Origin of the sequence: Parasphingorhabdus sp. (genome assembly GCF_039977335.1) — a bacterium.
Taxonomy (GTDB): domain Bacteria; phylum Pseudomonadota; class Alphaproteobacteria; order Sphingomonadales; family Sphingomonadaceae; genus Parasphingorhabdus.
This window is the reverse complement of sequence record NZ_JBDWDI010000004.1, coordinates 812511-838121: the sequence shown is the minus strand read 5'-3', so window position 1 is coordinate 838121 and position 25611 is coordinate 812511. Positions and strand designations below refer to the sequence as shown.

Genomic DNA, 25611 nt, shown 5'->3' with positions numbered 1-25611 from the left:
GAATGACTGACGGCCGGCAGGGAAAGAATAAGACAGGGGATCATAATGCAATCTCGTTCGTTCAAACTGCTCCAGGCAGCAATGCTTACTGGCGCCGCCAATATCGCAATTGTCGGTCCGGCCCATGCCCAGGAACAGGCCATGTCCTTCAACATGCCGGACCAGTCCTTGTCCTCAGCATTGAAAGACTATGCACTGAGGACCGGAAAAAATCTCGTCTATCCTCCCAGCATGGTTGCAAACAAACGGGCCCGCGCGGTCACCGGTCGATTGACCCCGACCCAAGCCTTGCGAATATTGCTCCGCGGAACCTCCATTTCCTTTCGCGAAATTCAACCCAATGTCGTCGCGCTCAGTTTTGCTAAAACGACGCAGCGGAAAAATGCAGCCACGCGAGCGGCCGCTGCGCCAGCGAGAGTTCAGACCGCATCGACATCGGCTGTGATACAGGATGACAGGTCTTCGGCGGATGGTGCCACTGGTATAGTATCGGGCACGGTTGTGAATAGGAGCACTGGTGTTGCTCTGCGCGGGGCATTGGTGCGCATTGACGGCACCAATCTGGAGGCTGTGACCGATGATCGCGGCCAATATTACTTCCCTGCGGTCCCGCGTGGGCAGCAGGTCGTTCGGGTGGAGTATCTGGGTGAGCAGGTAAAGACCGTTGTGGTGTCCGTGTCTCCCCGATCACGACAACAGGCGAACGTCCAGATCGGTGAAGCCAATCAGGATATCGTGGTTTTCGGCTACCGCAGTTCTATTCAACAGGCGCTCAATAAGCAAAAAAATGCGGATAATAATGCTACTATCGTTTCGTCGGACCTTCTCGGTGGTTTTCCCGCCGAAACGGTTTCGGAGGCGCTTCGGCGGGTTCCTGGAGTGGCATTCGGGCGTGATGATGAGACTGGTGAGGGATCTCGTATCACCGTGCGCGGATTTAGTTCTGAGGCGATCAACGTTCAATTGAACGGTCTGGAGGTACAGGGTACCGGATTTGAGCGCACCGTTGATTTAAGCGGATTTCTAACCGACAATATTTCGGAAATCACCATCCACAAATCACTACTACCTAGTCATGAGGCTACAGGGTCCGGTGGTTTGGTCGAAATTGAAACTAAATCTGGTCTCGACTATGGTGACTTTTCGGCGAGTTTTTCGGTTGAGGGGGAAAGCAATTTCGATCGTGCGTTTGGTGAAGAATATCAGGTCAATGGCACGATTGCCAAAAAGCTGGCTCCCAATTTTGGCGTTGCCGCATCTCTGCAATATCGTAAAGCGGATCGGCTCAACTACACTGCTTTAACAGTTAGCAGAATTCCGCCGGTTTTTCCCGTTGGTTCTACTTCGCTTTTCAACGTACCGGCGAGCACTGAGTTTCCGTTCGACCCTGAGCTTGATAGTCAGCAGCAGATAAGCAGCGTACGCTATACTCGAAGCGATTCCGCACAGGAAGCAATTGTGGGTTCGCTTAATCTGGCTTGGGATATTGCAAGTCATACAAGCCTGCGGCTTGATCTGCAGCGCAATCAGAGTGATGTCGAACGCAGTAATTCGGCATCTTCTGTGGGATTTGGAACATTTTTTACCGACATGCCCATCCCTGAACTGGGAGGCGAAGTACGCCGACGTGCAACACTGAGCAGTATTAGGCCGAGTATCGTCAACGGTACTGTGGATGAAAGAATTACGAACGATAGCATAAGTTTTCGCGGTGATACCGATATCGGGCGTTGGGAATTTGAATATAAGGCCGGTTATGCGCGATCAAAACGGCGGGGGGATAATACGGCTATTACACTGGGCGCAGTAGAGACCGATTTTATCGATTTCATAGACCCCTCAACAATAGTTACTAATCCAGACGATAATGCTGCTGCTACCCAAAGAGTTGTTAATGGCGTGTTTGTTGAAACCGCAAACGGTCTGATAATACCGTCGCTTACCCAGACTGGATTGAATTTCATCAATGATCCATCGAACTATGCGGTAAATAACGCTGTTACCAATCCGATTAACAATCCCACAGAAACCTACAGTGGCGAATTTCAGGCTCGATATAATACCCCGCTAGATTTTTTGGATTATCTGGAACTGGGTGGAAAGTATCAACGGAGCAAGCGCAACACGAATGGCAATGTGACAAACGCAAGAGCTATTACGAGTCAGCGCTATTTGCAGATATTTGGTGGCCTGCCGGCATCCTTGTCACTGTTTGATGATGGTGTTCTTGAACAAGATGGTTTTGAAAACCTGGGCTTAAACGGTTTTTCTATCCCGTTCCTGAGTTCTGCAAATGCCGTCAGTGTTTTCAACCAGCTATCCGATTTTGTGACGGACGATCCGGCAACGCCCGGTTTTAATGAAGCGAGGTTGCGGTTTACAGATTTCACCTTGCTGGACCCGATTCAGGGTGGGACGGGATCCTTTACACCGACAAAGACGATCGAGGAGAAATTTGCAGGCTATCTGGAATCAAAATTCACTGTGGGAAGATTCGATCTGATCGCTGGCGTTCGCTATGAACGCGAAAAAAGATCTGGAGTAACAATTAGCGGTCAAAGTTTCCGTTTGGATGAGCCAGGTTTTCGTTTTGAACCGCGCGAGACCTTTGTTGAACAAGGATTGGTCAGTTTTGAAAGTACCTCGGGTACAGTCAGCACATGGACCCCTAGCTTGCTACTAACCTACCGTCCGATAGACAATGTTACCGCCCGTTTCGGGTATTTTCGTTCTACCGTGAACCCGGATTTCCGTCTCTTCAACCGCGGCACAACTTTCAGCGTTGATCTGCGTCCCGGATCTGGCAGAGTGACTATTCTGGAAGCTAACCCCAGTCTCAAGCCATCAACAACAGATAACTATGATTTGGACGTTGCCTATTATTTTGATGATTCTCCCGGGTTGATCCGAGCGGGCTTTTTCTACAAAAAAATCAGCAATAATTTCACCAATGTTGCCTTCACACCCCTTGACGATACTGATGTGCAGCAAAGATTTCTGGACAGGTATCAGCCATTGCTGGCAACTCGCCCGGATCTGCTCAACTTGCCAGATGATACTCAGTTTCTCGTCAATAGACCTGAAAATGGTGAAGGCGGAACGATCTGGGGTATTGAAGGCGAGCTGATACGGCGCTTGAACTTCCTTCCCGGTTTTTTGAGTGATTTCGGCGTGCTCGCCAATATCACCTATACTAATGGTGATTTTCCAACGCTTGTTTCGGCGCGGGATGATGATGGGAATACCATTCAACTCAGTCTTGACCGGCCTTTACGTGATCAGGCGCGGTGGGTCTACAATCTGTCACTGGATTATGAACGGAACGGTTTCCAGGGCAGGGTAATCTATACCAGTCAATCCGCTACAGTCGAGAGGTTCGACGAGTTTAATATCAATAGTGTCATTCCGGCATATGACACATTGGATGCTCGGTTCTCCTACAGTTTCGAGAAAGCAGGCGGTCTTTTTACGTTATTCCTAGAAGGTGACAATCTTCTGCGGGGATCAAAAAAGCCTGACATACGTAAAACTACAAGCTCGCAATTTGGTGATGGCAATACGTCGTTCAACTTTCCGAACACTTTCCAGTTCAACGGCGGCCGAACGGTGACGATGGGTCTCCGCGCGAAATTCTAACGCTCATCTACTTCCCTTATCTGCTTCCTGGGGTTGGTCGTTCCCACCCCAATACCCCGCATCGGTCTCAGGAAGCAGAGCTATGGAATGACCAAGAACACGGCCCGAATATTAAATTGTTTTTTGAGGGATTGGCGTCCCGGCGCGTCCTATATAGTAACATCCTTTAACAAGATCAGATAGATTTCCCCTGATTCTCTGGAGAACTTGTAATGCGACAGATATCCCGGTTGCTATTTCCTTCGGCGCTGCTTGCGGCATTTTTGACATTCATGCCGGCTCCGGCGTTGGCCGAGAATGCAGACAGCAAAAGTGGCTTTGCGCATGATCAGAGTGATTTGAAACCTGATCCCAGGGTGGTCTATGGAACACTCGATAACGGGCTGCGCTATGCGGTGATGAAGAACAGCACGCCAAGCGGTGTTGCGGCACTGCGGATGCGGATTGCGACGGGATCTTTGAATGAAACCGAGAAGCAGCTGGGCATCGCTCATTTCCTCGAACATATGGCGTTTAACGGTTCCAAAAATGTCGCCGAAGGGGAAATGATCAAACGGCTAGAGCGATATGGCCTGGCCTTCGGCGCAGATACAAATGCCAGCACTGGTTTTAGCCAGACGACCTACAAGCTCAATCTGCCGACAGCCGGCGAAGAGATTTTGAACGAAGCCTTTTTCCTTATGCGGGAAACGGCCCAAAATTTGACGCTCGACAAAGATGCGATTGAACGGGAACGCGGAGTCATTGCGTCTGAGAAACGCAGCCGCGATTCGGTGAACTTTCGGGCCTTGGTTGCGAATATGGCTTTCTTGACCGAAGGCAGCGGGCTGGTCGATCGCTTGCCGATCGGGACAGATGAGACCATTGCAACCATGCCGCGGTCAGAATTTGTCAAATATTATCGCGGCTATTATCGTCCGGAAAATACGTTTATCGCCTTTGTCGGGGATGTCGATACCGCGGTGGCGATCAAAAAGATCGAAGCCTATTTTGGTGATTGGCGGTCCACCACTCCTCCACTCCCTGATGCCGAATTGCCGCCCGTCAATATTGTACCGGGAAAAATCGGCTATCATCAAAATGACGAAATATTGACCTTTGTCTCGCTCGGCGTGTTGCATCCTTATGAGAAACGCCCGGACAATGTGGCGCGGCGAAAAGAAGGCTTCCTGCGCGCACTAGGCGCACAGATTGTCAATCGCCGACTGGACCGGCGAGTAGATGCTGGTGATGCCCCCTATCTGGACGGATCGATTAGTCGCTATGCGCCAGAGGACTCGGTTGACGCCTGGCTCATCCGGATGCGTAGCACTCCGGAAAACTGGCAAGCAGCGCTGGCGGCGGGAGATCAGGAAATCCGGCGGGCGTTTACCTACGGATTTACGGATGCAGAGCTCAACGAAGCTATCGCACGGTGGCGCAAACGGCTTCAGGTCGCGGTGGATCGTAAGGATACACGCAAGACTTATGCGCGGCTCGAATATAATTATGCCCATGAATTGGTCGATCGCTTCGCAAAGGACCGGGTGTTTATGGCGCCGGAAGATGATCTGGAGCGGTTTGAGATGTTCGCGGCCAGTATATCGCTAGCCGATGTCGAGCGCGTGTTTCGGGAGCGCTGGACCGGCCTTGAGAAACCGATTGTTTATCTCGCCACAAACCAGAAGCTGGATGATCCGGAAGCGGCGATACAGTCCGCTCTGCTCGCCTCCCGGAAAATCGCAGTTTCGCCGTTGGAGAATGAACAGGCAGAGAAATTTGCCTATACTGACTTTGGCAAGGCTGGACTGGTTGCGAAGGAAGCCTATCTGCCGGATGCGGATGCCTATACGGTGACATTTGCCAATAATGTCCGGTTGAATTTCAAACAGACGGATTTTGATACCGATACCATTGGCGTTCGAGTGAGAGTGGGTAGCGGTTTCCTCTCGATGCCCAAAAAAAGCGAGAGTTTGCGGCGGCTCGCGGAAAATCTGCTGAGCGGTAGCGGTGTTAAAGGGCATAGTGCGGATGCACTGCAAACACTCTTTGCTGGTAAACGGGTGGGGGCTCGGGTCCGGTTACGTCCCGATAATGATGCACTAGAGGTGATTGGTAGCACCGGCCGAGACAATCTGGCGGACCAGCTCAATCTGATGACGGCCCATGTCATAGCACCCGCCTATCGCGAACAAACGGCGAAGCGCTATCACGAAAAAATGAGGGCATGGTATCCAACCCATGACGCCACCCCGATGACAGTGGCCGAAAAAGAGTTGCCGCGGATGATCAGATCTGGTGACTTGCGTTACGGCTATTCCGACCTTGAGGCATTGCTAGCTCCTGAAATTCAGGATGTAAGAGACTGGATGGAGCCGCAGCTTAAAAATGGACTGATCGAGATTACCATAGTTGGTGACGTCGACAGAGCCACCGCTGTCGCCGAGGTTGCACGGACATTTGGCGCTCTGCCAAAGCGGGCCAATAGCAAACAGGCTTACCCGGATATGCAGGTTTTGAATTTTCCGGCGCCAGCAGACAAGCCGTCTACCTATTATCATCAGGGCAATGCGGACAAGGCGGTGATCCGTGTCTACTGGCCTTCACCTGATGCTTCTGACCCGGGTAATATTTTCAGAATGCAGGTGTTGCGCAGCATATTTCGCAACCGTCTGACAACCGTGCTGCGGGAAGAAATGGGGGCGACCTATTCTCCCGGCGTTGGCATGTTCGCTAACGACTTGTTTGAGGCCTATGGCTATATTTTTGCCAACGTCGTCGCAGCGCCCGAAAAAGTGGAGGATGTTCGTCAGGCTGTTCTGACGGTTGGTGAGGATCTCGCCAACGGGACGATTGATCAGGATATTTTTGGGCGAGCGCTAAAACCCATTGTCGATGACATTGACAGCACGTTGGAGAATAACGGCTATTGGCTGTCTGTGCTGGGTGATGCCCAGACAGAGGGTCATGGGATGATCCGGCACCGGGTGCGTGAGACGGTTTTGAAGACAATGACGGTGGAAGACATAAATGCCCTTGCAGCGCAGATTTTTGTCAAAGGAAGTGCTGTCGCAGGCTATATTTTGCCAGCAACAAAGGATGATAGCGCGACCGATATTGCACGCGCGATAGATCCACCACGTTAGAAGGTTTATCAATTTCCAATCAACCCATGTCGCTCGAAGCGCTCCAAGCAACTTGCGAGCCGAGTGCCCGCACTGACATAATCATCAGTATTTTCGGTAGCATCCAGAGGTTAGTCACAGCGCAGACAAAATAGGAGCGGAGTGATATGGCGGTTGTTGCAATTACCGGAGCGGGTCGAGGTATTGGGCTGGAACTAACCCGGCAACATGCGGAACAGGGTGATAAAGTCTATGCGTTCTTGCGCGACCCAAAGGGCGCTGATGCGCTCAACGCCATTGTCGGACAATATCAAGACCTGATAGTGCCTGTCGCAATGGACGTAGGGCTAGACGCCTCGGTCAAGGAAGCGGCGTCGCATGTCGAAGACCAAGTGGATATTCTCTATAATGTGGCGGGGATTGTTGGTCCTATTGCTCCTGAATTGGAAGAGTCAGATTGGTCCGCTTGGAACGATGTTTTGAACATCCTTTTGATGGCTCCGCTTCGAGTTATGCAAGCATTGCTGCCCAAAATGGAATCCGGTTCAAAAGTGATGAATTTCTCAAGTCAGCTTGCTGCGTCCTGGTGGCCTTATGGCGGGTTTTACGCCTATGGTGCCGCAAAGGCAGGGCTTAATCGGATGATGCGATCAGTGGCAATTGATTTGAAAGATCAGGGCATTGTCGTGGGGCTTATCCATCCCGGCTATGTTCAAACCGACATGGGCGGTCCGGGGGCGGAAATTACGCCCGAAGAAAGCGCGCAGGGTGTCCGTGCTGTGGCTGAGGCATGGACAATTGAAGAAACGGGTGATTTCAAGCGCTGGAACGGGGAGGCGCATCCTCTCTAGATAAAGCTGGCTCTGTTTGGCCTGCATGCTCCAGCGGCTATCAACAGCAAAATCGAGACCTGTCGTGAATTTCCACAATTTTCCTGTCCTACACGCCCGTTTTCGTGCAACCGTCACTTATGCCTACTGCGCGCGCCTTTGACAGTTTGTCTCCATTCACCGCTGTAAGGCATCAGTTGAACAGAATTTCACCCCTGTTTCGCGTATATTTTGTCATCTTTGTTCCGGGATATCTTTTGCGATGATTGACCTTTATTTTGCTCCCACACCTAATGGCTGGAAGATCAGCGTGATGCTGGAGGAATGTGGGCTCGATTATCGGGTTAAGTGGGTTAACATTGGCGCGGGCGAGCAGTTTAAACCAGATTTTCTCGCGGTCAGCCCGAACAACCGGATACCGGCGATTGTTGATCATGATCCAGAGGATGAAGACGATCCTGTGAGTGTTTTTGAAACCGGTGCGATCCTGCTTTATCTAGCGAACAAGGCGGAGAAATTCTTGCCTCATGACCTGCGCGGCCAGGTCGCGGCGACCGAATGGTTGATGTGGCAAATGGGCGGACTGGGCCCGATGATGGGGCAGCATGGCCATTTCAAACTCTATGCGCCCGACCGCATTGCCTATGCTACCGAGCGCTATCGCAACGAGGTGCTGCGCCTGTTCGGGGTGATGGACCGGCGGCTGGCAAATAGCGCTTATTTGGCGGGGGAAGATTATAGCATTGCCGATATGGCCTGTTTCCCTTGGGTGCAGACGTACAAACGGCAGGAAATTGATCTGGCGGATTTCGCGGGCGTCAAACGTTGGTATGAAGAACTGAAGCAGCGCGAAGGATTGCGGCGCGGGATGGCGCTGGGCCGTGACAAGATTAATCGGAACCCGCAGGATGATGCCGCGGTACGAAAGACATTGTTCGGGATAAAGGAATGACCATGACGACAGTTGAATTTTATTTCGATCTCTCCAGCCCTTGGACTTGTTTGGCTTTCCATAATATTCAGCCGATTATCAAAGAAACCGGAGCCGAAATCATCTGGAAGCCGTTTCTTGTCGGCGGTGTGTTCAATGCCGTGAACCAGAGTGTTTATGCGGCGCGCGAAAATCCCGACAATCCAAAATTTGTGCACAGTTTTCGTGTGATGAAGGACTGGGCTGCGCTGGCCGGTGTGCCGATGAATTTTCCGAGCGAGCACCATCCGGTCAAATCCGTTCACGCCATGCGCGCCTGTTGTGCGCTTGAGGATGATCAAGAAGCGCTGCATAAATTCGCGACGGCTGCGTTTAATGCCTATTATACAGATCAGCGCAATTTGGATGATCCGGCGGTGCTGGCGGCGATTGCCAATGAAATCGGTTTGGACGGGGAAGCATTGGTCTCGCAAACCCAGGAACAGGCGGTAAAAGACCGGTTGCGCGCCAATACCGAGGAGGCGATTGCCCGCGGCTCTTACGGGTCACCTAGTATTTTTGTGCCTTATCAAGGCGGCGAACGGATGTATTTTGGTAATGATCAGTTGCCGTTAGTTAATCGAGCGATTAAACTGGCGACCAACACATAAACGAATCCAGTCATACCCCAGAAATTCGGGAGCCTAACCATGTCAGAACGCGTCACTATCTCGGTTGAAAATCATATTGCCGATGTCCGGTTTAACCGGCCGGACAAGATGAATGCGCTCGACCCGGAGCAGATTGATGCGATTATCGATGCGACCGACAAGCTCGCCGAGATGAAGGATGTGCGGGCGATTGTGCTATCCGGCAATGGTAAGGGCTTTTGCGCTGGTCTTGATATGGCGAGCTTTACGCAGTCGAGCACGACCGGCAGTTTGACCGACCGCAGCTATGGCAACGCGAATAAATATCAGCATGTTGTGCTGCAGTGGCGGCGGTTGCCCGCACCGGTGATCGTGGCCATTCACGGTGCCTGTGTTGGCGGTGGTCTGCAATTTGCTTCGGCGGCGGACGTGCGGATTGCAACGCCCGACTCCAAATTATCGATCATGGAAATGCGCTGGGGCCTGATCCCAGATATGGGCAGCTATACGACATGGCGCAGCTTTGTGCGCGATGATATTTTACGCGAGCTGACCTACACCAACCGGATATTCTCTGGCGAGGAAGGCAAAGAGCTGGGCTTTGTGTCACATCTTGCTGATGATCCGCATGCCAGGGCTATGGAACTGGCGGCGGAAATTGCCGGCAAGAACCCGGATGCGATCAAGGCTGCCAAGCGGTTGATGAACCAGCTACCGGACATGAATGAAGACGAAATCCTGATGATGGAAAGTGTCGAGCAGAACAAGGTCGGCAAGAGACCCAACCAGAAAGAGGCGGTCATGGCCTTCATGCAGAAACGCGCGGCCAATTTTAACGACTAGGAACGGTAAAGCCCGGGCGCTAGTCGCTAGTCGCGTTTTACCATCTGCTGTTCCAGCACGGTCCGAAATTCGCCATCAATAACTTTGGCCCCTTGCTTGTTGGTCAGGACCAAAGTCGTGGTGCAGGTCGCGACACATGAATCGTTCTGGAACGCGGCAGACAAGATATCCCAGGATGTTTTGCCGATCCGGCCAATGCCGCTGCAAATCTCTGCATCATCAGGGAAATGCGCCTCGCGGAGATAGTTGATCTGTACGGCTGCGATTAACCAGCGATCGCCCTCTGCGCGGTTCTCCATACCCATGGACCGGTTGAAACAGACCCGGCCATTTTCAAACAGATCCGCCATCGCGACATTGTTGATATGACCGAGCAGGTCCATGTCGCCAAAGCGGGTTTGAGTGACATTGGAAAAGGGATAGCTAGCCTTTGACAGCTGCCAAGATTCAGGTTTGGACATAGGTTACTCTTTGAAAATTGTAAGCGAGGTGATCAGTTCATTTTGGCGACCAGATCTTTCTGCAGGGTCTTGCAGGCATAGACATACATGGCACCAGCGACCAAAAAGATGCTGACAATATATAGCATGGACCAGCGCAATCCTTCGGCACTGGCGGTGAGGCAAGCTTGTGCTTTGTCTGTGCCAAGCGCAGCGATCAGATCATCCGGTCTGCCTTTGCAAATTTGCGGCGTCAACTCAGCCCCAAACTGAGATGCGGCCAGATCAGCATTCGCCAAAATATCGCTTAATATGCCCATCACCAGAGGGCCGCAGCCATAGCCGATCAGGTTAACGACAAACAGGAACAGCGCCACTGCTGTTGCCCGGGATCGCGGACTCGCGACACCCTGGCAGATTGTATATTGGGCACCGAGATAGCCATAGTGGAGAATGGAGCCGACAATGAGAACGCCGAGCGCAAAGGGAATGCTATCGGAGGTGAACCCAATCCAGTAAAGTGGCACACAGGCAATCAGCATGACGCCCGGGAGCCATGCAACGGCATTGGGATAGCGGCCGCTAAGCTTCTCGGTCAGATATCCAGTGATAAACGCACCAAAAGAGGCGGCAAGACCAAGTGGCACCGCGATTTGCAGTGCTACTTCCGATATCGACATTTCATGAGCACGCTGGAAAAATGCGACCTGAAAATTGCTGACACCATAGCCAACGAACGCCACGAAGGCCGCCGCAAACATATTGATCCAGAAAGTCGGTTTGGCCGAGAGTTCCTTGATCGTATCGCCAATCCCCATTTTCTCGGCCTTTGTCGCGGTCGGAGGATCCGCATAACCCCGCGGAGGTTCCTTTACCGTCCAAAGGAAAATCAGTCCGAAGAGAACGCCGGGAATACCAAGCGCCAGAAAAGCCTCGCGCCAAGAAAACATCTCGGTAATCGGACCGCCAAAGGCATTTGCGAGCACGCCGCCTAAGGTAATTCCCATCGTATAGATAGCGATGGCACGTGCCCGGCTGCGCGGCGGGAAATAATCAGAAATGATCGAGTTCGCCGCTGGCGTTAGTCCGGCCTCGCCAATGCCGACACCAATTCGAAATACCAGTAGGGCGATAAAACTGCCGGCTATACCGCACAGAGCGGTCATAAGAGACCATAGAACAACACTGGCGGCAATGATGCGAACCCGGTTCCACTTCTCGGCCAGCCTCGCAATAGGGATGCCCATCACGGTGTACATCAAGGCAAAACCAAAGCCAGACAGCAAACCAAATTGCCAATCCTGTAGTTTGAATTCTTCGATAATCGGCTGCGCAACCACACCGATCAATATTCGATCGATGAAGTTCAGCGTGTAGAGTAACATGAGAGAAATGATCACATAGTTGCGATATCCACTGGTACCAAATGCTTGTCCGGTATTTGTGGCGGGCGAGCCCTGAACCTGGGTTGCGCTCATATGATCTCCTAATGCTATTTTCATTCGATGATGGCCTGATCTGAGCCGCAAGTCCAGCGCCCATTATCAACTGCCCACTATAATTTGTTGGGTAGGCAGCATTAAATAGTTTACATTAATTTACATCCCGATATATAGTTTTGAGCACTCGCCACAGGGGCGCTTATAGGGGGCTGCTTCGGCGGCGTGGGTAATTGGGATATGGTGCGGCAACTGCTGGAGTTTGCCGGTATATGGGCGCGTGTATCTTGCCGACTATTGATCTCGTGCAAAAGGAGCTGCTCCTGTTCGCGAGCTTGTGCTTCATCCTCGGCGCTATTGATGATGTGATATTCGACGTCATTTGGCTCGTGCACTCGATAAAACGAAAATTATTTGTCTATAGGCGCCATGATCGCGCAACCGTCGATGAATTGCCGCAGTCTGAAAACCAGAACCCTTTGGCGGTATTTGTACCGGCGTGGCAAGAAGCACCGGTAATTGGAGCCATGCTTCGGCGGTGCCTCGACCAATGGAGGGATGGCAATTACCGCATCTATGTTGGATGCTATCCCAATGATGGCGAAACAATCGCGGCTGTCGCCTGCGCGGCAAAAGATACGGACAATATCCGCGTCGTCATATGTGATCATGCTGGTCCGACATCAAAGGCGGATTGCCTGAACCGGCTGTGGCGTGCTTTGTGTCAGGACGAAAACCTCGAATCCATGAGCTATAAAGCCATCATTCTGCAAGATGCAGAAGATCTGGTTCATCCCAAGGCATTGGACCTGTTTGATTATCTCATCGACCGGGCGTCTCTGGTCCAGATACCGGTCATTCCGCGCCGTGCTGCTCGATCCATTTGGATTGCCGGTCATTATGGCGACGAATTTGCGGAAATGCATGGCAAGCAAATGGTATTACGGGAAGCCTTGGGAGTGTCCATGCCGTCTGCAGGCGTTGGATGTGCATTCAGGCGTGATGAACTGCGCAGACTATCGGCCTTAACTCACGGAAAACCTTTCGACGCAACCAGCCTGACTGAGGATTACGAACTGGGGTTGCAGATCACGGGCGGAAATGCGCGAGGCATTTTCGTTCGCCTGAAGGATGAGCATGGGCAATGGGTCGCAACGCAGGAATTCTTCCCCGAGAGTTTTGACGATGCCATAAAACAAAAAAGCCGCTGGATGATCGGAATTGCGATGTCGGGATGGGATCGGCTGGGGTGGCAAGGTTGCTGGCGCGAAAATTGGATGCGGTTCAGGGATCGTAAGGCAAGCTTCGCCGCTTTCGTGCTGGCCATTGCCTATTTCGCGATTTTGCTGACCGGCTTTCTCCATATGCTCAAATGGGGTGGTATTTATCAACCGACCCCGATTTCCGATTTGCTTATGGCGATGCTGGGCCTCAATGCTTTGTTCGTAATCTGGCGTTTGGCTTTCAAGGGCTATTTTGTTTTCAGACTCTACGGTTTGCGAGAAGCGCTGCTGTCGGTTCCCCGCACGCTAGTCGCCAATATAATCAATATAATGGCAGCGCGGCGCGCTTTGTTCCAGTATCTGAAAAGTCTGGCTGGCGTTCCGCCAAAATGGGAGAAAACAAATCACTTCCACCCGCATTTTAAAGATGTTCGGCAGTTAAGACCAACCAGGTTTTCCGTCCGTGATGATTGAATCCGCAATGCCGGTCCGCCGAGGAGAACCGTTTAAAGTCCTTTTGATAGTGCTGCTTGTTTGGGTGATGGGAAGGGTGATTTGGCACGACGCTATTCCCGCATCGGAGCTGCCAGCATTGTCTATTATCGATGAAGTGGAAGGGGCTTTACTTAACGAGTATTTGATCGCGTTCCCTGATTCTCCAAATCTTTCAACCGCTGTTTTTCGGGATATCATCTCTTTGTCAGCTGTTCCGGTTCATCCACATTTTGAAGGATTTCAAAGAGAGACAAGTATAGCAGAAGACGAATTGTGATTGCGTTCTTCCTTTGAGCAATTGGCGTCATTGCCGGTCGTGTCAGAAGGTTTCACGCCTAGCACGCACGAGAAAACAACTCTGTTATCTTCGCCGAGACCATTGGCTGATCGACAGCCGGAAACATATATCAATCCAAAATCGAACGCCTTGTCGGGATATTTTTGGCTGTTCGCTCGGCAAGGCAGTGATCCACAGCGACCGGGCGCGCGATCCCCAGCAACCCAACTCCCCAATGCGCAATATGGCGCAAGTCAGGCTGGCGCGATCCTGACTTACAGAGTGTTGGGAGATGATAGTCGCAACATTTCTACTTTTGCGCGGGCATCGACCGCTCTTTCGTCCAGCGGGCAAGAGGAACTGGCCCTCGGCATCAAGACAAAACCGTTACGCAATTTTCCGGTTTCATTTTTTGCAGAGCAGCGTTTCGGGGCAGGGAACGATAACGATCGCGGGACCGCACTCTATTTGGCTGGTGGAACTGGTCCGGATATGGTGCTCCCTGACACCAGCTTAGAAACTTATGGCCAGATGGGATTTGTTTTTGCCCGAGACGATAGCTATTTTTTTGATGTTTCGGCTGCAGTGCAAAAACAAATCATCGAGCGTGGCAGCAACAAAATGAGCGCTGGTGCAGGGGTTTGGGCCAGCGGGCAGGAGGGCGCTACCCGTCTTGATATCGGTCCGCGGTTACGGTTTCACGTTCCGGTCGGGCAGATCAATATGCAGTTATCGGTCGACTGGCGCGAGCGCATTGGGGGAAATGCAAGCCCTGGATCGGGCGCTGCGGTGACTCTGTCCGCTGGGTTTTGAGTGCATTTGAAGCTCCATCCGGCTCCGAAATATTAGAATTCTTGCACGAGATCGGATCAAGTCCCTTTATCCTGTAACCAAAAGGGATTAGTCGTTGGAAATATGGATATTTACCTCCCTATTGCAAATCTGTCGGTCGATGCATTTGTCATCGTGTTGCTTGGCGGGCTCGTGGGTATCTTATCCGGGATGTTCGGCGTTGGCGGCGGTTTCCTGACCACACCGCTTTTGATATTCTATGGCATCCCGCCGACAGTGGCCGCCGCATCGGCATCAACTCAGGTTACAGGCGCCAGTATTTCCGGTGTTGCAGCCCATATGCGGCGCAAAGGCGTTGATTTTCGAATGGGCGCGGTGCTTGTCGTAGGGGGTATTTTTGGCACGTTTTTTGGCACCGTGCTGTTTCAGGTTTTGCAGCGATGGGGCCAAATTGATACCGTAATTTCAGTGCTTTATGTCCTGATGCTGGGCGGAATTGGTGGCATGATGGCGAAGGAAGCATGGGGCAGCGTGAAAGCGGTTCGTTCGGGCAAGCCGCTTCCCGCGCGAAAACGTCGCCATCATCCGCTGGTGGCAAATCTGCCGATGCGCTGGCGCTTTTATCGTTCCGGTCTGTATATTTCTCCGATCGCTCCGTTCATGCTTGGGCTGCTGACTGGCATATTGACTATGCTGCTCGGTGTCGGTGGTGGATTCATCATGGTCCCTGCAATGCTGTATCTGCTTGGCATGGGGGCGCAGGTTGTTGTTGGAACATCTTTGTTCCAGATATTGTTTGTTACGATTGCATCCACAATGATGCACAGCATGACCACCAGAGCTGTTGATATCGTTCTGGCCGGACTGCTTTTGATTGGCAGCGTGACTGGTGCACAATTGGGTGCGAAATTTGCGCAACGCATGCGGCCTGAATATCTCAGGCTGGCGCTTGCCATCATGGTATTGCTGGTGGCCATTCGGATGGCGCTTGGGCTTGGTTTTCAGCCTGATGAAATATACACGATACAACTGCTATGATTGCGGTACGATCAAATTGGATCAAGATGTTCAGTGGGCTTGCCATCCTATTTCTGGCCACCGCAAATACGCCGGTGTTGGTGCCCGATGTGTCGCAGGACAAGATCAGCATCCAAGGCGATTTTAACGGCGCGCAGCTGCTTCTATTTGGCGCAATCACTTATCCTCCTGGCACTCGTAACCGTGAACGGGCCGACATTGTTGTCGTTCTGAAGGGGCCGACCGAATCCATCGTCGTGCGCGAAAAACAACAAGTGGCCGGAATATGGATCAACGCGGCAAGCAGCGAATTCCGCTCTGCACCGGGCTATTATGCGCTTGCCTCTTCGCGGCCGGTGGAAGAAATTGTCGATGACAAAACGGCTGATATTTACGAGCTGGGGCTCGACCATCTGCAATTGTCCCCTGCAGGCGCCATTGAAAGCCGGGAACTGTCCCGATTTACCAATGGTCTTGTTGATCTGAATAGCCGCGGTAGTCTATATAAGAACCTGCCCAATAGCGTCGAAATTACTGACTCCGTTCTCTATAAAGCACGGATTAACCTACCTGCCAGTGTACCGGTGGGAGAATATTCTGCGGAGACATTTCTGATCATCGACGGCCGCGTAGAGGCTGCGGAAATCAAGGACATTACCATAGAAAAAATCGGTATGGGGCGGTTCATTACGAACCTGTCGCAGGAAAACGGGTTCATATACGGCTTGATGGCCGTGCTCATTTCCATCATTTTCGGCTGGGGCGCAGGTTATCTGTTCCGAAAGATGTGACAAAACACAGTTTCGCGCGGTGGTTTACCTTTCCGAAAGTCCGGTAAATATTCCTTAACCATGATGGCTTAATCCATGTGCCAGATAAACAACACAGGATTGCGACTTCATGTCAGATATGGGCTCCCATAATTTTCCAGCGGCCAGGCCGCTACCTCAGACTGATGACGAAGATGTAGCGCCAGCAGTGGCGACTCATGCTTCATCGACAGCACCAAAGCAGTCTGAGGGGCATCAAATTGGCGAAGTCATCGAGATTGCCGGATCAGGGTCGCGCATTGTCATGGACGCTGCCGTTCTCGCTGGTTTGAGCAATCATCCCGATAAGACAGTAACAATGGCGGGGCAGGTCGGTAGCCAGGTTAAAATCCGTGTTGGTGTGACATGGCTGCTTGCTAATATTCGTACCCAAAAGTTACATGAGGGTCAGAGCGGCCTGATCATCGCCGAAATCGATTTTCTCGGTGAAGGCGATGAAGAGCGTTTGACCGGACATATCTATAATTTCCGCCGCGGTGTGACTCGTTATCCAGTTCCCGGGTCGGTCATCTTTGCGGTGACGACGGCTGATTTGAAACAGGTTTATGCCTCTGATGGCCGGGCCAATGTTGAAATCGGTACCGTCTATCCAACCGACGATATTCGCGGCGCGCTCTATGTTGATGCGATGCTCGGCAAGCACTTTGCACTTCTGGGTTCAACCGGTACCGGTAAATCGACGTCGGCAGCACTGATCCTGCACAAGATTTGCGATATAGCGCCAGAGGGTCACATCCTGATGATCGATCCCCACGGCGAATATTCCGCAGCATTTAAAGGCAATGGCCGTCTGTTCGACGTGAACAACCTGAACCTGCCATATTGGTTGATGAACTTTCGCGAACATTGCGAAGTGTTTGTGCAGTCCACCGGCGATGCAAAGCAGATGGATTGCGATATCCTTGCGAAATGTCTGCTCGCGGCCAAAGCCAAGAGTCAAGCCGCGGCTGGTGTCGCGAAGCTGACTGTGGATAGCCCGGTCCCTTACCTGCTTTCTGATTTGACCAACATCATCCAGAATGAAATGGGTAAGCTCGACAAGTCGACCAATACCGCACCGTTTATGCGGCTGAAAACCAAGATTGACGAGATTAAAGCCGATCCCCGCTATAGCTTCATGTTCTCCGGCATGTTGGTCGGCGACACGATGGCGGACTTTCTGTCGAAGATTTTCCGTCTGCCTGCGGAAGGCAAACCGATTTCGATTATTGACGTATCGGCGGTTCCATCTGAGATAACGCCGACAGTGGTTGCGGTGCTCAGCCGACTGGTTTTCGACTATTCCATTTGGGCAAAAAATGAACCGAGCCGTCCTATCCTGCTCGTTTGCGAAGAGGCTCACCGTTATATCCCCAATGACGATATTGCTGGCGAAAGCAGCGTCCGCGACATTTTAAGCCGGATCGCCAAGGAGGGCCGTAAATATGGCGTTTCGTTAGGCCTGATTACGCAGCGTCCATCGGATTTGGCCGAGGGTGTGCTGTCACAATGCGGTACCATCCTCTCCATGCGTCTGAACAACGATCGTGACCAAGCCTTTGTGAAAGCTGCGATGCCAGAGGGCGCGCGCGGCTTCCTGGATTCGATTCCTGCATTGAGAAACCGTGAGATTATTTGCTGCGGTGAGGGTGTAGCTATTCCCATCCGTGTATCGCTCGATACGTTGGCCGAAGAAAAACGTCCGGCATCCGAAGATCCGCTCTTCTCCGAACTGTGGCGTGAGCAGGGCGGCGAAGACGAGATTATCCAGCGGGTTATTAAGCGCTGGAGAAGCCAGGGGCGCTAATCCCTATCCCGACTTTTGTCTTTGTTCATAGGTTGTTGGTCGAACATCAATAGCACTGCCATCCTATTCGATTACATCTGTAGTCGAAGGGCCGGTAATCATGTCCGGTCAGTTTGGATGGAGAACCAAAATGAAAAACAGAAATTTCGCGCGAGTAATTGCAGGACTGGCGCTAGCCGCGTCGGTGTCGATAATCCCTTTGGCCGCGAGCAATGCGCATGATGGCAAGCATAAATACGACAAAAAATGGAGCAAAAACCTAGCCGCGAAGATTGAGGCCAAGGTTGCTGCCGGCATGGCCAAGGGTGCGATCGGGATGGAAAAAGGTGCGGATAAAATGCTGCGCGGTGCGGACAGGATGGAAGCTTATGCTGACCGGCTGGAAAGCGATGCGGCCTTTCGTGAAGCGGAAGCCGCCAAGCGAAATAAATGGAACGAAGGGAATATGACCGCGGACGAACTTTTGAAGCAGGCTCCCGAGTTTCGGCGCGGTGCTGCCGAGATGCGCGAAGGTGCGGCGGAAATGCGAAAGGGAGCCGAAAGAATGCGGCGTGGTGAGGCGAACTAGGGCAGCGCTAGTACCTGACCGACCGGCGCTTTTGGTTTCACGCAAAGGGCGCGAAGATTTTTAAGAGGGCGGTGATTGGTTTGGGGTTGGCGATCATGCTGGATCAAGGCACGCGGTAGTTATTCGCTACGCGCTTCAGTCCTTCTTTCAGGGTAATGCCGCCGAGATTGATCAGTAGGCCTAGTGGCAGCTTCATCAGCCGCAGATAAGTCAGTGTCTGGCGCGTATGAATAGGTGAAAGCCGTTCCACGGCTTTATATTTCCAGTAACAGGCTGTCTTGTACCAATATGTCCGCTCGAAATGCGTCTGGAAAATCCAGGCCATCAATCCGCGTGCAGACCGGCATTTGCCGGTCAACTTTCAGATCTTGGCTGCGCAGGCGATTAGCGAGAACCTGTTCGTACACCGATTCCAGCAAACCCGGCCCCAAATCAATATGCACACCCATAGCCGTATCAATGACCCGGCTGGCAATCTCCTCAAGATCGACCACAATACTGCCCTCTTAAAAATCTTAGCGTGCTTTGCGTGAAACCATTACCCCAAACGGGCAAGAGCCGCTTGCAGGCGTTCGGCTTCGGCACTTTTGTCCGCCAGATCGGCACGGGCTTTTTCGACCGCTTCCGGTTTGGCTTTCTCAACAAAATTGGCGTTACCAAGCCGGCCTTCGAGAGATTTGGCTTCCTTGGACACACCTTCCAGAGCTTTGCCCAGACGCGCTTTTTCCGCATCAATGTCAATCGCGCCAGCCAGAGGCAGCACATAGGTTGCGCCATCGATGACGATCTGCGCAGTCGCGCCCTCAGGGGCCGGATCGAAGGAGAAACTCTCAAGCCGGCCCACCCGATCCAGAGCAGACGTCTGCCGCGCAATGCGTGCCCGCAAGGCATCATCACCATCGCGGACATGGGCGGTCATCTTCGTGCCCGGCGCGATATTAAGTTCGACTTTTGCTGTACGGGTTGCCGAAATCAAACGGATCAACCAATCGACTTCTGCCTTCGCGTCAGCATCAATTTCCGCTTTGGGCTCCGGCCATTTCGCGACGATCAGGTCGTAGTTTCGGCCGCCGGTTTCGGAAGCCATGCTGTGCCACAATTCTTCGGTGATAAACGGCATGAACGGGTGCAACATGACGATGATCTGGTCGAGCACCCAACCGGCCACCGCTCGGGTTTCTTCGGCTGCGTCGGCATCGTCGCCTTGCAAGACGGGTTTGATCAGTTCGAGATACCAGTCGCAGAACCGGTCCCATGTGAAGTGATAAATGGTGTTCGCTGCTGCATCAAAGCGCAGGTCGCCCAGCGCTTTGTCGAGCGTGGCCAGCGTTTCGGTCACTTCGGAAATGATCCAGCGATTGACGGGCAGCTTGGCCTCTGGCGCGCGCAGTGTCTTGCTCGCACCAATGCCGTTTACTTCGCAGAAGCGCGAGGCATTCCAAAGCTTGGTTGCAAAGTTGCGATAGCCCTCGACCCGCTTGTCATCCATTTTAATGTCACGGCCCTGGCTTTCCATCGCCGCCATGAAGAAGCGCAGCGCATCGGCGCCATATTGGTCAATCAGGCCGAGCGGATCGACCACATTGCCCTTGGACTTGGACATTTTCGAACCATCTTCGGCGCGCACCAGCCCGTGGAGATAAAGCCGCTTCCACGGCACATCTTTCATGAACTGAATGCCCTGCATCGCCATCCGCGCGTCCCAGAAGAACAGGATGTCAAAGCCTGAGATGAGGAGGTCATTGGGGTAGTGGCGCTTGAGGTCTTCGGTTTCTTCCGGCCAGCCCAGGGTCCCGAAAGGCCAGAGGGCGGAGGAGAACCATGTGTCGAGGACGTCAGCGTCGCGGATCAGCGTTACACCGTCCCCGGCCTGTGCCTGAGCGGCAGCTTCATCTTCGGCAACATAGATTTTGCCATTGTCGTCAAACCAAGCCGGTATCCGGTGACCCCACCAAAGCTGGCGTGATACGCACCAAGGCTGGATATTCTCCATCCAGTTGAACCAGGTTTTTTCCCAAGTTTTCGGGACTATCTCGATAGCGCCAGATTTCACCGCTTCAATCGCAGGCTGGGCCAATGTTTCCGCATCGACATACCATTGATCGGTCAACCAAGGCTCAATCACCACGCCGCCGCGATCACCAAAGGGTGTCGCTATGGTGCGCGGTTCGGCGTCATGTTCTTGCGTCTCGCCATCTTTGGATTTGGTGACATGCGGGATCAGGCATCCCAGTTCCTTCATCCGCTGGACAACCAATTCGCGAGCGCCGCTTACGCCGTCTTTCTTGAAACGATGCAAACCGATAAATTCTTCCGGGATTAGATCGTCGGCACTCTGGCAAACATTGGCTTCACCATCGAGCATGTTGAGCATCTCACCAGCCGCAAAACCGGCACGCTTGCCAACCTCGAAATCGTTAAAGTCATGGCCCGGGGTGATCTTAACCGCACCGCTGCCCAGTTCCGGATCAGCATGTTCGTCTTCTACAATTTTGAAACGGCGGCCTGTAATCGGTTGCTCAATCTCTTTGCCGATCACGCTCTTATAGCGCTCATCACTGGGGTGCACAGCGACAGCCATATCAGCCAGCATCGTTTCCGGCCGCGTCGTTGCAACTTCAATATAGTCCTGACCGTTGTCGAGCTTTACGCCGTCAGCCAGCGGATATTTGAAATGCCAAAAACTACCCTTGGTATCCGTGGTTTCGACTTCCAGATCGGAAATCGCGGTTTTCAGCGCCGGATCCCAGTTGACCAGCCGCTTGTCGCGATAGATCAGGCCATCGTTGTAAAGATCGACAAACACCTTGAGCACGGCTTCATTCATGCCTTCATCCATAGTGAAGCGCTCGTTCGACCAGTCCATCGAACAACCCAGACGGCGGAGCTGTCCGGTGATCGCGCCGCCGGATTCCTCTTTCCACTCCCAGACTTTCTCGACAAATTCTTCACGGGTATAGTTGGTGCGCTTGTCCTGCCGCTCTTCCATCTGCCGCTCGACAACCATCTGGGTCGCGATCCCGGCATGGTCCATGCCGACAACCCAAAGCGCATCTTTGCCCTTCAGCCGTTCGTGGCGGATGATGATATCCTGCAACGTATTGTCGAGCGCGTGACCAATGTGCAAACTTCCGGTAACATTGGGCGGCGGATTGACGATCGTAAACGGTTCCGCATCGCCGCGTTCAGGGCGAAACTGACCGGATTGTTCCCAATGTGCATACCAGCGCGCTTCAATGGCCGCTGGATCGAAATTTTTGTCTAATGTCATGCGCTGCCTTTGCCAGCGCTTGCGCCGTTATTCAACCGTGCAAAATTGCGTCAATTTCTGCATTGGCTTTGGCGCGCAGTTGGCGCTTGCAGGCAGCGAAACCGGGCTGTGCATTTAATTCTTGCGCCTTTGCCACGGATTTTTCGATCAAATCGCCGGGCATCAGGGTCGCTTCGACCATGCCAGCGCCAATGGCTTCATTGGGTTTTAGCAACATGCTCGACAGCGCTAACCGCCTGCGCCACGACGGCTCCAGCCAATGGTCCAATATGGCTTGCGGGACAGGCGGGAAGGGCAGACCCGCCTTGGCCTCGGGCAGACCGATTTTATAATTGCCAGAAGCGGCATAAATCCAGTCGGCGCACAGCATCATGATACCGCCAGCACCAATCGCATTGCCATTGACCGCGCATACCAGCGCGCAGGGCAGGCGGTGGAGCGCGGCTGCATAAGCGTTGATTGCGGCAACGGCCTGTTTCTGACCAGCTTCATCGAGGGAGGCCGCGATCTTTGTATCCATGCCACAGGTGAAATGCTCGCCAGCACCCGTCAGGACGACGCCACCTTTGGGTTTGTCCTGTGCGAGTTTTTCGAAGACACTGATACCTTCCTCGAGCAATTCTGACGACAGCGTATTGCGAGGGGCGTTGGTCAGGGTGACGATGACGGTGTCGCCATCGCTCTGGGTCGGAAAAAAGCTCATTTCTCTTCGCGTTTCCCGGTCCATCGCGCCATCCAGTCGAACACAGTGTTGTGCCATTGCACACTATTCTTACCCTTGAGCACCCAATGATTTTCATCAGGGAAAATCAACAGTTTGGAAGGGATGTTTCGTTCCTGTGCATAAGTGAATGGCATTAGCGACTGGGTATAGGGAATGCGGAAATCCTTCTCGCCATGGATGAAAAGTGTTGGTGTTTTCCACTTGTCGATATGCTGGATCGGGTTCCATTTTTCGGGGTCGGCGCGCTCCCACCAGGGGCCGCCATGATCCCATTGATCGAACCATAGCTCCTCGGTCGAGAAGGCAAAGCTGCGCAGATCGAATATGCCAGCATGATTGATGATACAGTCAAACTGATCCGGCCACTGACCGGAAATCCAGCTCATCATATAGCCGCCATAGGATGCCCCCAAAGCACAGGATCGTGTCCCGTCAATCTGCTTGTCGATTTTCAGCGCCGCTGCATGGCCGAGCTTCAGGTCTTCCAGCGGTTTGCCGCCCCAATCCTGATTAATGCTGTCCATAAATTCCTGACCATAGCCAGCCGAGCCATGGAAATCGATGGTGACAACAGCATAGCCCTGAGACGCCATTACCTTGGGATTCCAACGGGTTGACCAGCTATTACCAAAGCTACCCTGCGGTCCGCCATGGACCAGAAACGCCATCGGCAGCTTGCCCTTGGCACCTTTCGGTTTGACGATCTGCCCCCAGACCTGATCGCCTCCAGCACCCTTAAAATCAAACCGTTGCACGGAAACTTCGTCAATTTCCGCCAACGCCTTACCATTGATATTGGTAAGCTGAGTAACCGTCCCATCGGCACTACGGCGATAAATATCATCGGGTGCTTGCAAGCTCTTCTTAGTGAAGATCATCGATCCGTCGTTAAGCGGTGTGATATTGCCAACACTGCCGCCTTTGGTCAGGCGGGTGATTTTTTCGTCAGCAATATCTACTCGAAAAGCGGCATAGTCGAGAATTTCTGACGCCGTGACGATCAGCGCCTTGCTGTCTGGTGCCCAAGTGATCGAACTGACTGAGCGATCCCAATCACCGGTGAGTACGCGTGGCTCTTTTTCACCTCTGCGAAGCAGTTTGACGACTTTGCGGTCGCTTTCATAACCCGGCCGCTCCATTGCCGCCCAGGCCAGCCATTGATCATCCGGAGAGAAAGCGGGCAGAGTGTCCGTTGCATTCCCGTTTCCGGGCATTGGTTTTGGGTTGGCATCTTCAATGCCAACGCCATAAATGTCCAGATCCGTCGACTTCGGCTCATTGCGATCTGCTTTGCGCAAGGTGAAGGCCAAGCCACTTCCGCTGGGAGACCATGAAATTTCTTCCCCGCCGCCAAAAGGCTTAGAAGGGCTATCGCCGACGAGGTCACCATCTAGCGCGGTGCCATTGCCACTGAGTTTGCCGTCCCGCAAATCAAATGCGAAAATTCGGCTGTAATTGCCTGGTGTTTCCCAACTCGACCAATGCCGTACAAATAGCTCATCATATTCGCGACCAGTGCCGGGACCGGGCAGGGCGTTATTACCATCTCCGCCTTCCGCTTCATCACGACCAAATGTTGGGCTATTCTTCGCAATATCTCCCCAGACCGCTACTTTGTCGCCTTTCGGAGATAGTTTGAAGCCCGCAATATCTGCTTTCAACGCGCTTGCTTGAACTGGATCACCTTCCTGACCACTTGCGGTAATCGCAACCTGCCAAAGTTGTTCGGTTTTACTGGCGTCGGACAGATAATAGAGCCTATCACCATCAGCTGAAAAGGCCGGGCTGTGTTCGCTGGAATCTGCTTTGTCGGCAATGCGCACGGCGGCAGCATTGGGCTTTGTTAGATCTAGCATATAGAGCGCTGTTGACCGCTCATAGCTTTCCGGATCAGTTTCCGTAACACCAAAAGCAGTCCATTTTTCATCCGGAGATACTGCAACAGTGCCGACGCGTTTTAACATCGCAAGATCTTCGGCGGTCATTGGACGTGCGACCGCCATCGAGGTGGAGAGAAGCGTGCCTGCCATTAAGAAGGCGACGCATGATGCTTTCGATATGTTTTTCATGGATGCGGGTTTAGCAGGCCTGCGCACCTTGGCAATTGGGATTAGTTTAGTGTGACTATTTGTCTTTAATTCGCTGAATTTCGCGAGCAACCATTCCTTCTACCAGTTGGGGCAAGTTCTCATCGAGCCATTCTTTCAGCATCGGTCGCATAAGATCACGGGTCAATTCTTCCAGCGATGTACCATTGGCCGGTTTTTTTGGAGCGGGCGCGCTGGTGCCATCCATCGCGACAAGTGCTGAAAGCGATTGCCGCATGGCATCTAGCTTTTGGTCGTTGATCAATCGTTCGTCTTTACGCCGGTCGCCGAAAACGCCTTGCGCGGAAGAGGGGCCATTGTCCTTTACTTCATTAGTGAGTTCAAGGACGCCGTCATCGCTGTCTTTCACAACGACGGGAGTCTTCTTTGACGTCTCCTTTTTGGCAGTAATATTTCTCGGCAATGGAGCTATTGGCGTAACATTGTCAGCCATCGGTTTGTCTTGCGAGGTTTCTTCTTCTTCGTTCAACGCGGCTGTGGCCTGCTTGTCTGATCGTTCTGGTTCAATTGCTTTGTCTTCGGCGATGATTCGTTTGATCGAAGAAAGAATCTCTTCCATCGACGATTCCTTATTTTGTTCCGCCATATGCAAATCCTCAAAACTCAAAAACTGCCACTATTGAGATAGTCTTAGCGCATTAACTACAATATCGGCAACCATTTGGCAG

21 protein-coding genes are annotated in these 25611 nt (G+C 52.5%); 13 read left to right on the top strand and 8 right to left on the bottom strand.

Going from position 1 to position 25611, the window contains the following annotated elements:
* Positions 1-45 precede the first annotated feature (45 nt).
* The 6 genes from ABJM21_RS11320 (at position 46) to ABJM21_RS11295 (ending at position 9973) form a co-directional block, all read left to right on the top strand.
* Positions 46-3636, top strand: a complete 3591-nt coding sequence (locus ABJM21_RS11320) for a TonB-dependent receptor (RefSeq protein ID WP_348301045.1) — start codon at positions 46-48, stop codon at positions 3634-3636.
* 212 nt (positions 3637-3848) lie between these two features.
* Entirely contained in the window at positions 3849-6761 is a 2913-nt protein-coding gene (locus ABJM21_RS11315; protein WP_348301046.1) for an insulinase family protein, read from the top strand.
* Between the two features lie 146 nt (positions 6762-6907).
* Positions 6908-7591 (top strand): SDR family NAD(P)-dependent oxidoreductase, encoded by a 684-nt coding sequence (locus ABJM21_RS11310; protein ID WP_348301047.1) that lies wholly within the window; start codon positions 6908-6910, stop codon positions 7589-7591.
* Between the two features lie 241 nt (positions 7592-7832).
* Positions 7833-8522, top strand: coding sequence for a glutathione binding-like protein (locus tag ABJM21_RS11305; protein WP_348301048.1), 690 nt, complete (start codon positions 7833-7835; stop codon positions 8520-8522).
* A gap of 2 nt (positions 8523-8524) precedes the next feature.
* Positions 8525-9151: a 2-hydroxychromene-2-carboxylate isomerase gene (locus ABJM21_RS11300; protein ID WP_348382159.1), complete on the top strand. Its 627-nt coding sequence runs from the start codon at positions 8525-8527 to the stop codon at positions 9149-9151.
* Positions 9152-9190: 39 nt separating this feature from the next.
* Positions 9191-9973 carry a crotonase/enoyl-CoA hydratase family protein gene (locus ABJM21_RS11295; protein ID WP_348301050.1) on the top strand — a complete coding sequence of 261 codons (783 nt, stop codon included), beginning with the start codon at positions 9191-9193 and terminating at the stop codon, positions 9971-9973.
* Positions 9974-9999: 26 nt separating this feature from the next.
* On the opposite strand, the gene ABJM21_RS11290 is transcribed toward ABJM21_RS11295, so the two are convergent.
* Together ABJM21_RS11290 and ABJM21_RS11285 are read right to left on the bottom strand one after the other, a co-directional pair.
* On the bottom strand, positions 10000-10434 hold the full coding sequence (locus tag ABJM21_RS11290; protein WP_348301051.1) for an acyl-CoA thioesterase: 435 nt from the start codon (positions 10432-10434) through the stop codon (positions 10000-10002).
* A 32-nt stretch (positions 10435-10466) separates the two neighbouring features.
* Positions 10467-11891, bottom strand: a complete 1425-nt coding sequence (locus tag ABJM21_RS11285; RefSeq protein ID WP_348301052.1) for an MFS transporter — start codon at positions 11889-11891, stop codon at positions 10467-10469.
* 233 nt (positions 11892-12124) lie between these two features.
* On the opposite strand from ABJM21_RS11285, the gene ABJM21_RS11280 reads away from it, so the two are divergent.
* The 7 genes from ABJM21_RS11280 to ABJM21_RS11250 all read left to right on the top strand — a co-directional run bounded on the left by ABJM21_RS11280 (position 12125) and on the right by ABJM21_RS11250 (position 18840).
* Complete coding sequence (locus tag ABJM21_RS11280) at positions 12125-13549, top strand: glycosyl transferase family protein (RefSeq protein ID WP_348301053.1); 1425 nt, start codon at positions 12125-12127, stop codon at positions 13547-13549.
* On the top strand, positions 13542-13847 hold the full coding sequence (locus ABJM21_RS11275; RefSeq protein ID WP_348301054.1) for a hypothetical protein: 306 nt from the start codon (positions 13542-13544) through the stop codon (positions 13845-13847). The genes ABJM21_RS11280 and ABJM21_RS11275 overlap by 8 nt, the downstream gene beginning before the upstream one ends.
* Positions 13848-14660 carry a hypothetical protein gene (locus tag ABJM21_RS11270; RefSeq protein ID WP_348372291.1) on the top strand — a complete coding sequence of 271 codons (813 nt, stop codon included), beginning with the start codon at positions 13848-13850 and terminating at the stop codon, positions 14658-14660.
* Between the two features lie 102 nt (positions 14661-14762).
* Positions 14763-15677, top strand: a complete 915-nt coding sequence (locus tag ABJM21_RS11265) for a sulfite exporter TauE/SafE family protein (protein ID WP_348301056.1) — start codon at positions 14763-14765, stop codon at positions 15675-15677.
* Positions 15678-15703: 26 nt separating this feature from the next.
* Positions 15704-16447: a TIGR02186 family protein gene (locus ABJM21_RS11260; RefSeq protein WP_348301057.1), complete on the top strand. Its 744-nt coding sequence runs from the start codon at positions 15704-15706 to the stop codon at positions 16445-16447.
* A 109-nt stretch (positions 16448-16556) separates the two neighbouring features.
* Positions 16557-18272 carry a DUF87 domain-containing protein gene (locus ABJM21_RS11255; RefSeq protein ID WP_348301058.1) on the top strand — a complete coding sequence of 572 codons (1716 nt, stop codon included), beginning with the start codon at positions 16557-16559 and terminating at the stop codon, positions 18270-18272.
* 130 nt (positions 18273-18402) lie between these two features.
* Positions 18403-18840 carry a hypothetical protein gene (locus tag ABJM21_RS11250; protein WP_348301059.1) on the top strand — a complete coding sequence of 146 codons (438 nt, stop codon included), beginning with the start codon at positions 18403-18405 and terminating at the stop codon, positions 18838-18840.
* 103 nt (positions 18841-18943) lie between these two features.
* Here the strand turns inward: ABJM21_RS11250 and ABJM21_RS11245 are convergent, their stop codons facing one another.
* The 6 genes from ABJM21_RS11245 to ABJM21_RS11220 form a co-directional block, all read right to left on the bottom strand.
* Positions 18944-19090 (bottom strand): GxxExxY protein, encoded by a 147-nt coding sequence (locus tag ABJM21_RS11245; RefSeq protein WP_348301060.1) that lies wholly within the window; start codon positions 19088-19090, stop codon positions 18944-18946.
* A 4-nt stretch (positions 19091-19094) separates the two neighbouring features.
* Positions 19095-19334, bottom strand: coding sequence for a GxxExxY protein (locus ABJM21_RS11240; protein ID WP_348301061.1), 240 nt, complete (start codon positions 19332-19334; stop codon positions 19095-19097).
* A gap of 44 nt (positions 19335-19378) precedes the next feature.
* The gene (locus ABJM21_RS11235) at positions 19379-22111 is read right to left on the bottom strand and encodes a valine--tRNA ligase (RefSeq protein ID WP_348301062.1); all 2733 of its coding nucleotides are present in this window, start codon (positions 22109-22111) and stop codon (positions 19379-19381) included.
* A 31-nt stretch (positions 22112-22142) separates the two neighbouring features.
* Positions 22143-22814, bottom strand: coding sequence for an enoyl-CoA hydratase/isomerase family protein (locus ABJM21_RS11230; RefSeq protein WP_348301063.1), 672 nt, complete (start codon positions 22812-22814; stop codon positions 22143-22145).
* Complete coding sequence (locus tag ABJM21_RS11225) at positions 22811-24865, bottom strand: S9 family peptidase (protein WP_348301064.1); 2055 nt, start codon at positions 24863-24865, stop codon at positions 22811-22813. Before ABJM21_RS11225 ends, ABJM21_RS11230 begins: the two co-directional genes overlap by 4 nt.
* 94 nt (positions 24866-24959) lie before the next feature.
* Positions 24960-25529 carry a DUF2497 domain-containing protein gene (locus ABJM21_RS11220; RefSeq protein ID WP_348301065.1) on the bottom strand — a complete coding sequence of 190 codons (570 nt, stop codon included), beginning with the start codon at positions 25527-25529 and terminating at the stop codon, positions 24960-24962.
* Between the last annotated feature and the right edge of the window lie 82 nt (positions 25530-25611).

What these genes read in the sequence shown, in the direction of transcription:
- ABJM21_RS11235 (WP_348301062.1), bottom strand. Translation starts at nt 22,111, where the DNA reads ATGACATTAGACAAAAATTTCGATCCAGCGGCCATTGAAGCGCGCTGG.
- ABJM21_RS11315 (WP_348301046.1), top strand. Translation starts at nt 3,849, where the DNA reads ATGCGACAGATATCCCGGTTGCTATTTCCTTCGGCGCTGCTTGCGGCA.
- ABJM21_RS11310 (WP_348301047.1), top strand. Translation starts at nt 6,908, where the DNA reads ATGGCGGTTGTTGCAATTACCGGAGCGGGTCGAGGTATTGGGCTGGAA.
- ABJM21_RS11260 (WP_348301057.1), top strand. Translation starts at nt 15,704, where the DNA reads ATGTTCAGTGGGCTTGCCATCCTATTTCTGGCCACCGCAAATACGCCG.
- ABJM21_RS11275 (WP_348301054.1), top strand. Translation starts at nt 13,542, where the DNA reads ATGATTGAATCCGCAATGCCGGTCCGCCGAGGAGAACCGTTTAAAGTC.
- ABJM21_RS11255 (WP_348301058.1), top strand. Translation starts at nt 16,557, where the DNA reads ATGTCAGATATGGGCTCCCATAATTTTCCAGCGGCCAGGCCGCTACCT.
- ABJM21_RS11295 (WP_348301050.1), top strand. Translation starts at nt 9,191, where the DNA reads ATGTCAGAACGCGTCACTATCTCGGTTGAAAATCATATTGCCGATGTC.
- ABJM21_RS11285 (WP_348301052.1), bottom strand. Translation starts at nt 11,891, where the DNA reads ATGAGCGCAACCCAGGTTCAGGGCTCGCCCGCCACAAATACCGGACAA.
- ABJM21_RS11280 (WP_348301053.1), top strand. Translation starts at nt 12,125, where the DNA reads ATGGGCGCGTGTATCTTGCCGACTATTGATCTCGTGCAAAAGGAGCTG.
- ABJM21_RS11230 (WP_348301063.1), bottom strand. Translation starts at nt 22,814, where the DNA reads ATGAGCTTTTTTCCGACCCAGAGCGATGGCGACACCGTCATCGTCACC.
- ABJM21_RS11290 (WP_348301051.1), bottom strand. Translation starts at nt 10,434, where the DNA reads ATGTCCAAACCTGAATCTTGGCAGCTGTCAAAGGCTAGCTATCCCTTT.
- ABJM21_RS11265 (WP_348301056.1), top strand. Translation starts at nt 14,763, where the DNA reads ATGGATATTTACCTCCCTATTGCAAATCTGTCGGTCGATGCATTTGTC.
- ABJM21_RS11305 (WP_348301048.1), top strand. Translation starts at nt 7,833, where the DNA reads ATGATTGACCTTTATTTTGCTCCCACACCTAATGGCTGGAAGATCAGC.
- ABJM21_RS11225 (WP_348301064.1), bottom strand. Translation starts at nt 24,865, where the DNA reads ATGGCAGGCACGCTTCTCTCCACCTCGATGGCGGTCGCACGTCCAATG.
- ABJM21_RS11300 (WP_348382159.1), top strand. Translation starts at nt 8,525, where the DNA reads ATGACGACAGTTGAATTTTATTTCGATCTCTCCAGCCCTTGGACTTGT.
- ABJM21_RS11220 (WP_348301065.1), bottom strand. Translation starts at nt 25,529, where the DNA reads ATGGCGGAACAAAATAAGGAATCGTCGATGGAAGAGATTCTTTCTTCG.
- ABJM21_RS11320 (WP_348301045.1), top strand. Translation starts at nt 46, where the DNA reads ATGCAATCTCGTTCGTTCAAACTGCTCCAGGCAGCAATGCTTACTGGC.
- ABJM21_RS11250 (WP_348301059.1), top strand. Translation starts at nt 18,403, where the DNA reads ATGAAAAACAGAAATTTCGCGCGAGTAATTGCAGGACTGGCGCTAGCC.